At 74.6% G+C, this 14,641-nt stretch carries 10 protein-coding genes and 1 tRNA gene; 3 read left to right on the top strand and 8 right to left on the bottom strand.

The genetic code is table 11. The annotated features are described in order from the left end of the window. From K6I33_RS19365 to K6I33_RS19380, 4 genes are all read right to left on the bottom strand, one after another. On the bottom strand, positions 1–3,807 hold a 3,807-nt coding region (locus K6I33_RS19365), incomplete at its 3' end, for a type I polyketide synthase (protein ID WP_229354102.1). Positions 3,808–3,890: 83 nt separating this feature from the next. Beyond that, on the bottom strand, positions 3,891–5,543 hold the full coding sequence (locus K6I33_RS19370) for a PfaD family polyunsaturated fatty acid/polyketide biosynthesis protein (RefSeq protein WP_229354103.1): 1,653 nt from the start codon (positions 5,541–5,543) through the stop codon (positions 3,891–3,893). A 72-nt stretch (positions 5,544–5,615) separates the two neighbouring features. After that, positions 5,616–6,917 carry a cytochrome P450 gene (locus tag K6I33_RS19375; protein WP_229354106.1) on the bottom strand — a complete coding sequence of 434 codons (1,302 nt, stop codon included), beginning with the start codon at positions 6,915–6,917 and terminating at the stop codon, positions 5,616–5,618. A 161-nt stretch (positions 6,918–7,078) separates the two neighbouring features. Next, positions 7,079–7,152 (bottom strand) — tRNA-Lys (locus tag K6I33_RS19380). A 116-nt stretch (positions 7,153–7,268) separates the two neighbouring features. On the opposite strand from K6I33_RS19380, the gene K6I33_RS19385 reads away from it, so the two are divergent. Continuing rightward, positions 7,269–8,399: a dispase autolysis-inducing protein gene (locus tag K6I33_RS19385; RefSeq protein ID WP_229354108.1), complete on the top strand. Its 1,131-nt coding sequence runs from the start codon at positions 7,269–7,271 to the stop codon at positions 8,397–8,399. Between the two features lie 13 nt (positions 8,400–8,412). Here K6I33_RS19385 and K6I33_RS19390 read toward each other — a convergent pair whose 3' ends face one another. The 3 genes from K6I33_RS19390 to K6I33_RS19400 all read right to left on the bottom strand — a co-directional run bounded on the left by K6I33_RS19390 (position 8,413) and on the right by K6I33_RS19400 (position 11,748). Continuing rightward, the gene (locus K6I33_RS19390; RefSeq protein WP_229354110.1) at positions 8,413–10,206 is read right to left on the bottom strand and encodes a choice-of-anchor A family protein; all 1,794 of its coding nucleotides are present in this window, start codon (positions 10,204–10,206) and stop codon (positions 8,413–8,415) included. Positions 10,207–10,348: 142 nt separating this feature from the next. After that, positions 10,349–10,675 (bottom strand): putative quinol monooxygenase, encoded by a 327-nt coding sequence (locus K6I33_RS19395; RefSeq protein WP_229354113.1) that lies wholly within the window; start codon positions 10,673–10,675, stop codon positions 10,349–10,351. Between the two features lie 158 nt (positions 10,676–10,833). Further along, complete coding sequence (locus K6I33_RS19400; protein WP_229354115.1) at positions 10,834–11,748, bottom strand: LysR family transcriptional regulator; 915 nt, start codon at positions 11,746–11,748, stop codon at positions 10,834–10,836. Between the two features lie 94 nt (positions 11,749–11,842). On the opposite strand from K6I33_RS19400, the gene tdh reads away from it, so the two are divergent. Next, positions 11,843–12,883 carry an L-threonine 3-dehydrogenase gene (gene tdh / locus K6I33_RS19405; protein ID WP_229354116.1) on the top strand — a complete coding sequence of 347 codons (1,041 nt, stop codon included), beginning with the start codon at positions 11,843–11,845 and terminating at the stop codon, positions 12,881–12,883. A 61-nt stretch (positions 12,884–12,944) separates the two neighbouring features. Further along, on the top strand, positions 12,945–14,132 hold the full coding sequence (locus K6I33_RS19410) for a glycine C-acetyltransferase (RefSeq protein ID WP_229354117.1): 1,188 nt from the start codon (positions 12,945–12,947) through the stop codon (positions 14,130–14,132). A gap of 73 nt (positions 14,133–14,205) precedes the next feature. On the opposite strand, the gene K6I33_RS19415 is transcribed toward K6I33_RS19410, so the two are convergent. Then, on the bottom strand, positions 14,206–14,641 hold a 436-nt coding region (locus tag K6I33_RS19415; RefSeq protein ID WP_229354118.1), incomplete at its 5' end, for a heme-binding protein.

Genomic DNA, 14,641 nt, shown 5'->3' on the forward strand with positions numbered 1-14,641 from the left:
CCGGAGCTCCCGCCCGCCCCCGCCGCCGCCCTGGGGCACCGCGTAACGCCCCAGGGCGGCGGCGGGGGCGGGCGGGAGCTCCGGCGCCGGTGCGCCAACGGGCGTCGCCGTTTCGCCCGTCACCTGCCGCAACTTCTCGACGACCTGCCGGAGCGTCCGCAGGGACACCAGCTCCACCGGGTCGCCCTGGATCTCGGGCAACTCCCCCATCCGCTGCCGCAGCGCGGAGAGGATCTCCACACGTTTGATGGAGTCGATGCCCAGCTCGGACTCCAGCTCCATGTCCAGATCCAGCATGTCGGGCGGGTATCCCGTCCGTTCGGCCACCACGGCCAGCAGCGTCTCCTCCAGCCGCGCGGGGTCGAACCCCGCCGGGTCGCGCTCCCCCGGGTCGCGCTCCCCCGGCACCTCCGCCGCACCGGGCCCCGCGTCGACGTCGGCCGCCGGTGCGGCGGGCCCGGGAGCGGCCGCGTCGTCCCGGGCGGTGGTCCCGGCGGTCGCCACGGGCTCGGCGTACGGCTCCGGGGGCGGCGGCATGGGCGATCCGGCCAGCGCCGCGAGGGACGTCTCGGACATCCGCAGGAAAGCCGTGTGCGCCTCGCTCATGGACCGCAGGAAGACGGCATGGGCGTCGGCGGTCCGGCGCTGGGCGTCCTCGATCAGGGCGGTGAGGGCGTCGTCCTCCCCGGCGGGTGCGGGGAGTGCCGCGGGGAGTGCCGCCGGGAGCGGCTCCGGCGCCGGTTCCAGGACCCGTTCCAGGACCGGTTCCGGGGCCGGTTCCGGGGCCTGTGGCGGGACGGCCCGGGGCGGTACGGCCTGCGCCGGAACGCCGGGCAGTGCCGGGGCCGGGGCCATGGTGGTGACGGCGGGCTGTCCCGGCGAACCCGGCCCGGCCACCGACGGCGGCGCCACCGGAGCGGGGACGCCGGCCCGGCCCACGCCGCCCGCCTCCTGCGGTGGATAGCGCCGTCCGTGGTTGCCGCCGTCGATCGGCACGGTCATCCTGGGCGCTCGCTCCCCGCCGGTGTGGCGCGGCACGGCGTAGTGCCGCCAGTAGGGCACGAAGTCCAGGGGCACCCCGTGGACGGCGAGCCGGGCCAGGGCGTCCTGGAAGGCGGTCACGCCGTGTGTCCCGCGCCGGTCGAGGGGGACGGCCAGGTGGGGCCGGTCGCCGAGGATCCGGCTCACGAGCGCCGTGAGGGTCGTGCCCGGTCCCGCCTCGACGAACGTCCGCACCCCGGCCCGGTACATGGCCTCGATCTGGTCCGCGAACCGTACGGGTTCGGTCAGGTGGTCCACGAGGCGGGCGCGGATCGCGTCGGGCGCGGCCGGATAGGGAGCGGCGTCGGTGTTGGAGAAGACCTGCGGCCCCGGTGCCGAGATCGCGGCGGCCGCCAGGGCCTCGGCGAAGGGGGCGCGGGCGGCCGCGATCAGCGGGCTGTGGAAGGCGGCGGGGGCGGCGAGCGGCACGGTGCCGGTGCCGCCGGAACGCAGCCGCTCGGTCACCGCCGTGATCGCCTCGGGGGTGCCGGAGAGCACCGTCTGCCCGGGGCCGTTGTGGTTGGCGATCCACACGTCCGGCACCCCGGCCCCGGTCAGCGCCTCCCGCGTCTCGGGGAGGTCCGCGAGGACCGCCACCATCGCTCCGGGAGCCGCAGCGGCGGCGTCGCGCATCGCCTCGCCCCGGGCGCGGGACAGGCGCATGAGGGTCGCGGCGTCGTACGCGCCCGCCGCGTGGAGGGCGACGAGTTCACCGAGGCTGTGGCCCGCGACGCAGTCCGGCCGGAGGCCGAACCCGGCCAGCAGGGCGAGGAGGGCGAGGCTGTGCGCGGCGAGGGCGGGCTGCGCCCATTCGGTGGCCGTGAGCGGTTCCCGCCGGGCGGGCTCGGCGTCGTCCGGCCGGGGCGGGGGGAAGACCACGCGGTGCAGGGGCATGTCCTCCGGGCCCGTGCCGCCGAACGCGTCCCAGGCGGCGAGCGCCCCGGGGTGGTGGGCCGCCAGGTCGCCGCCCATGCCCACGTACTGGGCCCCCTGGCCGGGGAAGAGCCAGGCCGTGCGGCCCGGTTCGCGCGGTCCCGCTCCCCAGTGCAGGGCGAACGGCCGGGAGGGGGTCTCCCCCGCGTCCAGGGCCGCGCCCGCTTCGTCGAGCCGCTCGACGAGGGTGGCGGCGTCGTCGGCCAGCACGGCGAGCCGCCGGGCCGCGCCGGGCCGGAAGTCCTCCTGGCAGCGGCGGGCCAGGCCGGCGAGGCCGGGCGCCGGGCGCGTCGTGGCCTCTTCGGCGGCGCGCCGGAGCGCGGCGACGCGCTCGCGCAGTTCTCCGGCGGAGTCGCCGCACAGCGGCAGGAGTTCCGTCGGCGCGGTGCGCAGGCGCGGCCGGGAGGCGCCGGGCGTACCGTCCGGGGGCCGGTGTTCCGACAGCGTGACGTGGAAGTTGCTGCCGCCGAAGCCGAAGCTGGAGACGGACGCGCGCCGGGGGGTGTCGCCCGTCCGGATCCAGGGGCGGGTGCGGGTGTTGAGGTAGAACGGGCTGGTCTCCATCCGCAGGCCGGGGTGGGGGCGTTCGGCGTTGATGGTCGGCGGCAGCACCTTGTGGTGGAGGGCGAGGACGGCCTTGAGGAGGCCGGCCGCGCCCGCCGCGCTCTTGGTGTGGCCGATCTGGGACTTGACCGACCCCAGGGCGCACCATTGCGGGCCGGTGCGGCCGGACGAGGCGAACACCTCGCGCAGGGCGGTGAATTCGGCCTGGTCGCCCGCCGTGGTGCCGGTGCCGTGGGCCTCGACGAGTTCCACCGTGCCGGGCGTGTAGCCGGCCTCCGCGTAGGCCCGGCGCAGGGCGAGGGCCTGGCCCTGTGGCCTGGGCGTGTAGATGGCCGAGCCGCGCCCGTCGGAGGAGCTGCCCAGGCCGTGGATGACGGCGTAGACGCCGTCCCCGTCGCGTTCGGCGTCGGCGAGCCGTTTGAGGGCGAACATCACCACGGCCTCGCCGAGCATGGTGCCGTCGGCGTGCTCCGAGAAGGGCCGGCACTCCTGTGTCGGGGAGAGCGCCGGGGTGGTGGTGAAGCAGTAGAACATGCCGATGTCGTTGGTGACGTCGACGCCTCCGCTGATGACCAGGTCGGCGCGGCCCAGGGAGAGTTCGTCCAGGGCGGTGGACAGGGCGGCGAACGAGCCGGCGCAGGCCGCGTCGGTGGTGTGGTTGGTGCCGTGGAGGTCGAAGCGGGCGGCGATGCGCCCGGCGACGACATTGCTGAGCAGCCCGGGGAAGGTGTCCTCGGTCGGTTCGGGGTAGTGCGCGAGGACGCGGTCGCAGATCGCCTCGGCCTCCGCCCCGGGCAGGCCGTGTTCCCGAAGGGCCTTCAGCCAGACCGGCTGTTGCATGGGGGCGTTGGCCTCCGTGAGCAGTCCCAGCGCGGCCGTGCCGAGCACCACGGCGACGCGGTCGCCGTCCGGCCGGGTGGCGCCGCCGCCGTCCTCGGCGTCCCGCAGGACCTGGTCGGCGACCAGCAGGGCGAGCAGTTGCGCGGTGTCCGTCGACGCGAGGCTCTTCGGCGGGATGCCGTAGGCCGTGGGGTCGAAGTCGACGGTGGGCAGGAAGGCGCCGCGCCGTGTGTAGATCCTCCTCGGGGTGCCGGGAACGGGGTCGTAGTAGTCGTCGATCAGCCACCGGGTGGGCGGGACGTCCCGCATCGCGTTCCGGCGGCCGAGGATCAGCCGCCAGCCCTGCTCGACGTCGCGGGCGTCGGGCAGCAGGGCGGCGAGGCCGACGACGGCGACGGGTACCCGGCGCGGGAGCGGATCGTCCGGCATGGTGTGTCCTCGTGTCGCGGGGTGGTCCGGCGGGTCGTGGGCGGTCGGTGGTCGAGCGGGCGGGCCTGGGGCACGGGACGGTGCTAGGCGAGCCGCCGGGGCCGGAAGGAGAAGGCGGTGGCGGGCACGGCGACGCCGTGGCTGCGGAGTTGGTGGGCGCGGGTGATGACGGCGGCGCCCTCCAGGAGGTTCAGGGCGATCTGGACCACGTCGCGGTGGGACGGCTTCGCGAGGAAGCTGTCCGCCGCCCAGCGGTTGAAGGCGCCCATGGCGGGGCCGCACCAGATCTGGTAGTCCGCCCGGCGCTCGCCGTGTCCCGCGACCGCCCAGCGGCTGGACATGCCCAGGTACCAGCGGAAGGTCAGCGCCATCCGGTGGCGGGGGTCCCGCTCGGCCCGCTGGACCTGGGCCGGGTCCCGGTGCGTCCAGAAGCGCAGGGTCTCGGCCCAGACCGTGTCGAACGACGCCTTCAGGATGTCCTGTTCGACGCGGTCCCGCTGGCGGGGCGGGATGTCCTCCCAGCTCTCGTGGTCGCGGTAGAGCTCGTAGAGCCGGGTGGCGCGGGCGGCGAAGAGCGTGCCCCGGCGCAGCACCTGGAGCTTCACCCCGATTTCGAACATGTCGGCCGCCGGTGCCATGGTCACGTCGGCCATGTCGGCCCGGGCCAGCATGTCCTTCGCGTCGTCCGACAGCCCCGCTTCCCGGGTGGCCTGGTTGACGGAGCCCGTGAGCACGTACGCCGCGCCGAGGGCGAAGGCGCCGGCCACGGCGGCGGGCGTGCCCAGTCCGCCCGCCGCCCCGATCCTGATGCCGCGGTCGTAGCCGTGCGCGGCGGTGAGTTCGTCCCGCAGGGCCAGCATGGCGGGCAGCAGGACCGTGAGCGGCCGGTTGTCGGTGTGCCCGCCGCTGTCCGCCTCGACGGTGACGTCCTCCGCGACGGGCACCCGGGCGGCCAGTCCGGCCTCGGCCTCGGTCAGCTGTCCGCGCCCCACGAGGGCGCGCAGCAGCGCCGCGGGGGCGGGCGCCATGAAGGGGCCGGCGACCTCGGGCCGGGACACCTTGGCGAACAGCCGGGTGGCGCGCAGGACGCGCCCCTGGGGTCCGCGCCGCAGTCCGCCGGCGGCGATCCTGATCACCGCGGGGGTGAGGGACATGAACGCGGAGGCGGAGACGGCGGGGACGCGGTGGCGCAGCGCGATCTCGGCGATCCGGTCCTCGAGGGCCGGTTCGCCGGGTGAGTGGATGAGGTTGATGCCCCAGTTCGGCTTCCCGGCGAGCCCGGTGGCCAGTTCGACCGTCGCCCGTTCGACGCGTTCGGGGTCCAGCCCGGCGGAGCCGAAGAAGCCGAGCATGCCCGCCCGGGCCATGGCGGAGACCATGGCCACGGTCGCGATGCCGCCCGCCATCTCCCCGGCGATGTAGGGGAACCGTGTGCCGTGCGTCTCGCCGAAGGAGCGGTCCCCGAGCCATTCCGGGTAGAGCGGCGGCAGGGTGCCCAGCAGGGGCAGCCCTCGCCGGCCGGGGGCGGCCGGGGCCGTGGCGCCGCCGACGGCGATCCCGATGCCCCCGCCGTCGGGGGCGGCCACGAGGTGGAGGGGCTGCCTGATGCCGGCCGCCGCGCCCTGGATCTCCGCCGGCGCGAAGGCGGCCGGGCGGTCGCCCGGGTACCACAGGACAGGGGCGGCGGGGGCCGGGGCGAGGGCCGTCGTGTCGTGTCCGGGATGAGAACGATCCATCGTGTCGCACCCCTCCCGGGGACGCTCGTGGCATCAGCGAGTGTGCGATATCTCCTAGTTAAGGATGATTCATCAACTAAATCCATCACTCGAAGGAGTGAAGGCCTCAAGACGCAGCGAGGTGTGGTCGGCGGTGCGGGGCAGGGGCCGGCCGGGGCCGAGGCGGTGCGAGGACGTCACGCGCCAGTCACGGCCGAGCAGTTCGGCGAGGAACGCGGCGCTGGTGCCCAGGACGATGTCCCTGCCGGGGCAGCCGGCCGGTCCCCGGCTGAACGGCGCGATCGACCACTCCGCCTCGGCCCGGCCGTCGAGCCACACCTCGGGCTCGAACCGGTCGGCGTAGGGCAGGCGCCGGGCGTCGCGGTGGAAGTACGAGCCGGGGATGATCACCGCCGTGCCCGCGGGCAGCGTCCAGCCGCCCGGCCAGCGCGTCTCGGTCGTGGTGTCGCGCAGGATGGCCAGGGTCGTGGGCCACAGCCGCTGGGACTCCAGCACACAGGCCCGGAGGTACGTGTCGTCGGCGCGGGCCCTGGCCGCCTGCTCGGGGTGGCGGGCGAGGAGGCCGAGCGCGAGGTAGGCGCCGATGGGGGCGGCGTCGAACGCGAAGAACCAGTGCTGCGTCTGGGCCACGGGCTTGACGTCGGCCGTGGCGGGGGTGGCGCGTACCGCGCGGGCCAGGCCGCCGGGCTCGGGCAGGTCGAGATAGCGCCGGGAGCGGGCGAACAGTTCCTCGCGCAGCCGGTGGCGTTTGCGGTGGAGCATGAACCAGTTGCCGTCGCCGCGCAGTTCGTCCCGCAGTTCGGTGAGGCGCTCGTCGTCGCGGGCGGCGTCGCCGAAGACGATCCGGCGCACGACGCGCTGGTAGGCGGCGTGGAACCGCTGCCAGGTGAGCTCGTCCCCGGCTGCCAGGGGTCGCACCTCCTCCCGGACGGCCGTCCGGGAGGACTCGTGGAACCACGGCCGGTCCGCGTGGTGCCCGAGCGCGGCCTCGTTGAACGCGCGCCGCTCCGCCCTGGCGGCACCCGGGGTGATCAGCACGCCGTCCGGCTCGAAGTGGGACAGGGCGGCCGTCTTCTCCCGGTTGGCGGCCGTGAACGACACATCGGTCTCGGCCAGGACGCGGCGGGCGTCGTCGGCCGAGAGGAGGACGAGCCCGCTCCGGCCGGCGACGGTGACGAGCACCGGCCCCGGACCGTGCCGTTCGCGCAGGTCGTCCAGGACCCGGCAGCCCCAGGCGTTGGTGTCCAGCGCGGCAGCCAGCCGGACCGTCAGGGGACGGCGGAGCACCACCCCCTGGGCAAGGGCGGGGAGCAGGCCGAGGGCGGTCAGCCGTACGGCATCGGTCCAGCCGGCCCGGGTGGGTCCTGGTGCCATGGCGGCGGCTCCTCCCGTCCGGTGAGATCCGGTCAGGGTCTGGGGAGAGGCTGCCCGGCGCACACCTCCCTATCCGTGGCCGGAACGAGGTCAGCCGTTCGGGGGAGCGCGCACACGACGGAGGCCCCCACCATCCGGTGAGGGCCTCCGCCTTCGTTCAGTGCGCCACCAGGGACTCGAACCCCGGACCTGCTGATTAAGAGTCAGCCGCTCTGACCAACTGAGCTAGCGGCGCAAAAGGAATACTACCCGATCGGATGACCTGCTTGGTGCCATTGGCCCATGGTTGCCGTCCCCGCCCCAGGGGCATGATCGCCCGGTTGGCTCCACCCCGCCCACAGAGGAGATCCCATGCAGCGGATCGGTATCGCCGCCACCGCGGCTGCCGCCGCCCTCACGCTCGTCCAGCCGCCCGCCTCCGCGCAGCCGCCCACCACCGCGGCGAACGGACCGGCGTCCTGGACGGCACCGTCCTGCTCCCGCGTCACCGGTGACGGCTCCGTCACCTTCACCACCGACGACGGCAGGACCGTCACGCCCACCACGGGCACCCTCAAGGCCACCGGTTACACCCATGGCCTGGTCGCTCTGGACACCCCCGGCACTCTGCTCGCCACCCACAACGACGCCCTGCTGCGCTCCACCGACGCCGGCTGCGTCTGGCAGCGCGTCGCCACACTCGGCAGCGCGTCCGTGCGGCTCACCGCGGCGCCCGGCGGCCGGGCCTTCGCCTGGCAGAAGAACGGCCGTTACCTCGCCCGCGTGGACGGCACCGCCGTCACGCCCCTGAAGGCGCCGACCGCACGCATCAGCGGGCTGGGCACCGACCGGGCGCGGCCCGGCCATGTGCGCCTGGCCGGGGACGACGGGCGGCTGTACGACTCCGTGGACGGCGGGGCCACCTGGCGCCGCGTCGGCACCCCGGCGTTCGGTGGCACGGCGAGCGTCTACGGCGTGGCCTTCGACCCGGCCGACCCCGATCACGCCGTCGCGGGCGGCATGGCCGCCGGGGGCGCCGTGACCACCGACGGGGGCGTCACCTGGCGGGCGGCGCGCGGGCTGTCGCCGGACCCCGGGCGGGCGAACCTCTTCGACGCCGTCGTCTCCCCCGCCGACCCCGAAGTCGTCTACGCCCTGGGCATCGACCTGGTGGAGGCCGCGCCGGGCTCGTCCTCGGAGGGCCGGCATCTGTACCGGTCGGCCGACGGCGGCCTGACCTACGCCAAGGTCGTCGACGACTCCGCCGCGGTCAAGCTCACCAACGGCACGCTGCTGGCGCCGAGCCCGGTCGATCCGGGCGTCCTCCACTTCGCGTACGGCACGTACTTCCAGAACTACGGCACCGACCTGTTCCGCTACGACGCCTCGACGGGCCGGGTGACGACCACGCACAACGCCTACGACGGCGTCTCGGCGATCGCCTTCAACCCGGCCCGGCCCGAGGTGATGTACCTGGGCGTGGAGGAGGTGCGGATCGACTGACCCGCGCGTCACGTCATGCGCGCCGGCCCGGCCCGCGCGGGGTGTTCTTCAGCGTCACGGTGATGCCGGACCGCGCGTTGGCGACGGTCACCGCGTACGGCCCGAACACCCGGTCCGGGGGCGGGAGATAGCCGTCGGGCACGCCGGTCTCGCGCAGGTGGTACGCGCCCGGCGGCAGGCGCCGGAAGGCGCAGCGGCCCGCCCGGTCGGTGACACAGCCGGGGTCGGCGCGGCGGTCGGGGGCGGCGCCCGCGACCTGGAGCCCGGGGCGGCCGTTGGTCTCGCGCCACAGCTCGAAGCGGGCCCCCGGCAGCGGCCGGCCGCTCCTGGCGTCCTTGGTCACCAGGTGGATCGTGCCGTAGGACTCGGGCGCCGGGGTGCTGCCGACGGTGAGGGAGACGCCCTGGGCGGCGTTGGCGGCGGTGAGCACGAGCGGCCCGAACTCCGTGCGGTCGGGCAGCCGGTAGCCGGGCGGGGGCTGGAGCTCCTGCCAGTAGTAGGCGCCGGGTTCCACGGTGGTGCGGCACACGCCGTGGGTGTCGCTGACGCACTCGTCGCCGGAGCGGGTGTCGGGCCGGTCGCCGGAGGTCTGGAGGCCCGGGGCGCCGTTGCTCTCCCGCCAGAGCTGGAAGCGGGCGCCCTGCAACGGCCGGCCGTCCTGGGCGTCCCGCTCCACCACCGTCACCTCTCCGGTGGTCCGGGGCGGGGGCACGCAGTCGGGGAGGTCTCCGGTGAAGGGGTAGGCGTGGAACTCCTGGCCGCCCCTGCCGCCCGTGGCCGAGGTGTGGGTGAGCGAACCGGAGGTGAAGAAGCGGCCGTTCATGCCCGGCAGGGTGACCGTGGCCTCGCTGGTGGGGTCGCCGACCAGGACGCTGCCCTGGAACTGGCCGGTGCCCAGGAAGTCGACGCGCCGGGCGTCGGGGACGTTCCACAGCAGGTGCTCGCGCAGCCTGTTGAAGGGATTGTCGTCGGTGGCGCTGCCGCTGGAGGTGTTGACGACGCGGGAGCCGCCTTCGAGGTTGACGAGGACGGTGGCGCCGGCGGGGATGCCGGTGAAGCGGACGGCCTGCCGGCCCCCGTCGCGGCCGACCAGGTCGAAGCCGACGTGGAACACCTGGAGCCGGGAGGTGCCGTCGCCGGTGAACACGGTCTCCGTCCCGGTGTTGCGCGCGGTGCCGGTGGCGGGGCGGGCGCGCCCGTCCGCGCTGCGGGCGTAGCAGCGGCTGGCGGCGGTGAGCCGGTCGCGCAGGGCGGCGTACGGCCGGGCGGCGTCCTGGGCTGCGGCGTCGCCGCCGATGACCAGGCCGTTGACGTCGCCGGCGTGGCGGACGACGCCGCGTTCGGCGTCCAGCCGCTGGCCGGGGGCGACGGTGACGTCGCCGTCGGCGGTCAGGAAGTCGGCGCCGTCGGACGGGGGGACGCGGGAGCCGAAGCCGATGACGCCCACGGAGTAGAGGCCGTCGCCGGAGGACTTGTTCACATCGAAGTCGCCGAGGCTCACCACCCGGCCCTCGGCCCCGACGGCGCCGCCGCGGACGCGGAAGTCGCCGCCGGTGAAGATGTTGACGTTGTCGTCGCGGCCCACGAACGGCCCGTTGCCGAGCGGGGGGTAGGTCATGGGGCAGCGGCCCGGCAGACAGGGGCCGAGGCCGCCGGGCGGCGGGGCCGCCTGGGCGGGCAGGGTCAGGCCGCCGAGGGCTGCGGCCGCGGTGGCGGCGACCGCCGCCGTGCGCCGCAGCCACGTCGCGCACCGGGTGCGGAGGCGGGTCCGGGGATCGTCGGGGGGCCTGGCCGTGCCTGCGTTCACTGTGTCTCCGCCTGGTCTAATCGCTTTGTCGACGTTTTCGTCACACGATCCCGACTATGGCTTTGACCATCTCTTCAGATATTCCGACGCGCCGGTTCGTGACCCGAACAGCCCCTCCCCCGGCGCGCCCGGCCGCACGGCGTCACCGACGCGGCGACACCTCGGCCATCGCCGACCAGCCGGTGCCCGGCGTCTCTACGTGGATGATCTCCGGCGTGCTCGCGACGACGTCGGGCATCCAGGCCATGGCGGTCTTGAAGTGCTCGGAGGCGACGTGCGTCTCACCGGCCGCGCCGTCCTTGAACGCCTCCAGCAGGACGAACTGGTGGGGGTTGTCGACGCTCTTGGACCACTCGTAAAAGACGTTGCCCTCCTCCGCGCGGGTGGCCTCGGTGAAGTCCTTGACCAGGTCCAGCCACTCGGCGCTGCGCTCGGGGCGGATGGTGAACTTGACGGCGATGAAGATCATGCGTGCTCCCGGGGGATACGGACGGCTGAATCGCACACCATCGTGCCCCGGGCCCGCGCGGCCCGCGAACGCCGTCGCCGCCGATTCCGGCCCTGCCGGAAAACGGGCCCCGGCCGCCCCGGGCCCCCGCCCGGTGCACGCCCCGGGCCCCGCCCGGTTCAGGCCGTGAGGGCGGCCGCCCGGTCGCGGAGCTCCGCCAGCGCCAGCCTCAGCAGGGGGTGCCCCTCGCTGCCCCGGCGCACCGCGGTGAACACCCGGCGCGTGGGGCCCGGACCGCGCAGCGGGCGGACGGCGGGGGTGAGCGCCGGGCGGATGCCGTGGAGGGCCGAGCGCGGGACGAGCGCGACGCCCGCCCCGACGGCCACCAGCGCGCAGACCGCCGAGAAGTCGTCCGAGAGGCACTCCACGCGGGGCCGGAACCGGGCCTCCTCGCAGGCACGTACGACGGCCTCGTGGACGGGGTTGCCCGGCCAGGGGGTGATCCACGGGTCGTCCCGCAGATCCGTGAGGTCGACCTCCTGTTTGCCGGCCAGCCGGTGGCCGGGCGGCAGGACGGCGTCGAAGGGCTCCTCGTAGAGCGGGGCGTGCAGCAGCCGCCCGGCATCGGAGGCCAGGGCGTCGCGGTGCTCGACGGCCACGGCGATGTCGGCCTCGCCGTCCAGCAGCAGCCGGGCGCTGGTGTGCCCCTCGGCGTCCTTGACCCGCACCCGGACCTGGGGCGCCCGCCGGCCGAGGGCGGCCACGGCGGGGGCGACGACCTCGGTGATGGACGTGGCGAAGGCCGCGACGGTCACCTCGCCCACCAGTCCCGTGGAGCACCGGGCCAGGTCGGCCTCGGCCCGCTCCAGCTGGGCGGCTATCTCCACCGCGTGCCCGGCCAGGACGCTGCCGGCCGCCGTGAGCCGCACCGTGCGGCCGCGCCGCTCCAGCAGGGCGTGCCCGGTCTCCGCCTCCAGGGCGGCCAGCTGCTGGGAGACCGCCGAGGGCGAGAGGTACAGGGCGTGGGCGGCCGCGGTCACGGTGCCGTGGTCGGCGAGGGCGCTCAGCACCCTGAGCCGGCGGGGGTCGATCATTTGTCCACTATCGCACCTGTGAAGCTCAGCTTCACAGGTGTCATCGCATAACGTTGATGGACTTCACAGTCCACAGCCGCCACAGTGATCCCTCATGAGGGCATTGGTGAAGACCACGGCGGGGCCGGGTCTCGAACTGACCGAGGTACCGACCCCCGAGGCCGGTCCCGGGCAGGTACTGATCAAGGTGCTGCGCACCGGCATCTGCGGCACGGACCTGCACATCGACAGCTGGGACGACTGGGCGGCCCGCGTGGTCCGCGCGCCCCTCGTCGTCGGCCACGAGTTCGCGGGCGAGGTCGTGGAGACCGGGGCCGGCGTGACCACCGTGAGCGTCGGCGACATCGTCAGCGGCGAGGGCCACCTCGTCTGCGGCACCTGCCGCAACTGCATGGCCGGCCGCCGCCACCTGTGCATCCGCACCATCGGCCTGGGCGTCCACACCGACGGCGCGTTCGCCGAGTACGTGGTCCTGCCCGAGTCGAACGTCTGGGTCCACCGGCACGAGATCGACATCGACGTCGCCGCGATCTTCGACCCGTTCGGCAACGCCGTGCACACCGCGCTGTCCTTCCCGGTGCTCAACGAGGACGTCCTCATCACCGGCGCCGGCCCGATCGGCATGATGGCCGCGGCCGTCGCCAACCACGCCGGGGCCCGCTCCACCGTGATCACCGATGTGAGCCCCTACCGGCTCGCCCTGGCGGAGAAGATGGGCGCCACCGTCGCCCTCGACGTCAGCGCCCGCCGCATCGCCGACGTCATGCCCGAGCTGGGCATGACCGAGGGCTTCGACGTCGGCATGGAGATGTCCGGCCGCGCCGACGCCCTCCAGGACATGATCGCCACCATGTCCCCCGGCGGCCGGATCGCCGCCCTGGGCCTGCCGACCGGCGACGTCAGCATCGACATGGCCACCGTCGTCACCCGCATGCTGACGCTGCGCGGCATCTACGGCCGCGAGATGTTCGAGACCTGGTACGCGATGTCCGTGCTGCTGCGCAGCGGCCTCGACATCTCGCCGGTGATAACGCACCGCTTCGGCTTCGAGCAGTACGCCGAGGCGTTCGCCACGGCCCGCTCCGGCCAGTGCGGGAAGATCGTCCTCGACTGGACGCGCCCCGTCCTCTCCTGACGCCGCCCGCCCCCGACGCCGGTCATCCCCCTGGCGTACGACCACACCACGAGGAGTCCCCGTGTTCGACAGCATGCGCGAGCACCTGCGCAAGGAGCTGCAGGGCATCCGTGACGCCGGGCTGTACAAGTCCGAGCGCGTGATCACCAGCCCGCAGTCCGCGGCCATCAGCGTGGGCGACGGCAAGGTCCTGAACTTCTGCGCCAACAACTACCTCGACCTCGCCGACCACCCCGAGGTCATCGCCGCCGCCAAGCAGGCCCTGGACGACTGGGGCTTCGGCATGGCCTCCGTCCGGTTCATCTGCGGCACCCAGGCGCCGCACAAGGAGCTCGAGGAGAAGATCTCCCGGTTCCTCGGCATGGAGGACACGATCCTCTACAGCTCCTGCTTCGACGCCAACGGCGGTGTCTTCGAGACGCTGCTGACGGCCGAGGACGCGGTGATCTCCGACGAGCTCAACCACGCGAGCATCATCGACGGCATCCGCCTGTCGAAGGCGGCCCGCTTCCGCTACCGCAACCGCGACATGGCCGACCTGGAGCGCTGCCTCAAGGAGGCCTCCGGCGCCCGTCACAAGCTGATCGTCACCGACGGCGTCTTCTCCATGGACGGCTACATCGCCCCCCTGGACGAGATCTGCGACCTGGCCGAGCGCTACGGCGCCCTCGTCATGGTCGACGACTCCCACGCCGTCGGCTTCGTCGGCGAGGAGGGCCGCGGCACCCCCGAGCTGTTCGGGGTGACCGAGCGGGTCGACATCATCACCGGCACCCTCGGCAAGGCCCTCGGCGGGGCCAGCGGCGGCTATGTCGCCGCGCGCGCCGAGATCGTGGAGCTGCTGCGCCAGCGCTCGCGCCCGTACCTCTTCTCGAACTCCCTCGCGCCGTCCATCGTCGGCGCCTCGCTGCGGGTGCTCGACCTGCTGACCGAGTCCGGTGACCGCCGGGCGCGGCTGCGGGAGAACACCAAGCTCTTCCGCGCGGAGATGACCGCCGCGGGCTTCGACATCCTGCCGGGCGAGCACCCGATCGCCCCGGTGATGGTCGGTGACGCCGCGCTGGCCGGCCGGATGGCCGCGGCGCTGCTGGAGAAGGGCATCTACGTGATCGCCTTCTCCTACCCCGTCGTCCCGAACGGCAAGGCGCGCATCCGCGTCCAGCTGTCCGCCGCGCACTCCCGCGAGGACGTGCTGCGCACGGTCGCGGCGTTCCGCGAGGTCCGCGACGCGCTGGTCGCCTCGGCCTGAGCGATGTGACGCCCGTGGGGCCCGTTCCGGTGATCCGGGACGGGCCCCACGGCGTGTACCGGGCCTCCCGGTCCTACTCGGCGAGGCCGGCGACGCCCGCCTTCGCGTACTTCTCGTCGAGGTCGCCGCTGGGCGCGCCCGCCACGCCGATGCCCGCGACCGGGGCGCCCTTGGCCTGGACGGGGGCGCCGCCGGGCAGGAAGAGGGTGCCGGGGATGTCCTTGAGGTTCGGCACCTGCTGGAGCCGCTTGACCAGCTCCGATGTCGGGGCGTTCCAGGAGACGGCCGTGAACGCCTTGCGCTCGGCGGACTGGTAGGACTGCGGGCCCGCGCCGTCGCCGCGCAGGGTCACCACGGTGTTGCCGTCGCGGTCGACGACGGCGACGGACACCTTCTGCCCGTCCTTCCTCGCGGCGGCGAGCGCGGCCTGCGCTGCCTTGGTCGCCGCGTCCACCGACAAGCGGTCGACCTGGACCAGGCCCTTGGCGGACGGGGCCGGGGCGCCGGCG

The sequence above is a fragment of the Streptomyces sp. UNOB3_S3 genome (assembly GCF_020740895.1).
GTDB lineage: Bacteria > Actinomycetota > Actinomycetes > Streptomycetales > Streptomycetaceae > Streptomyces.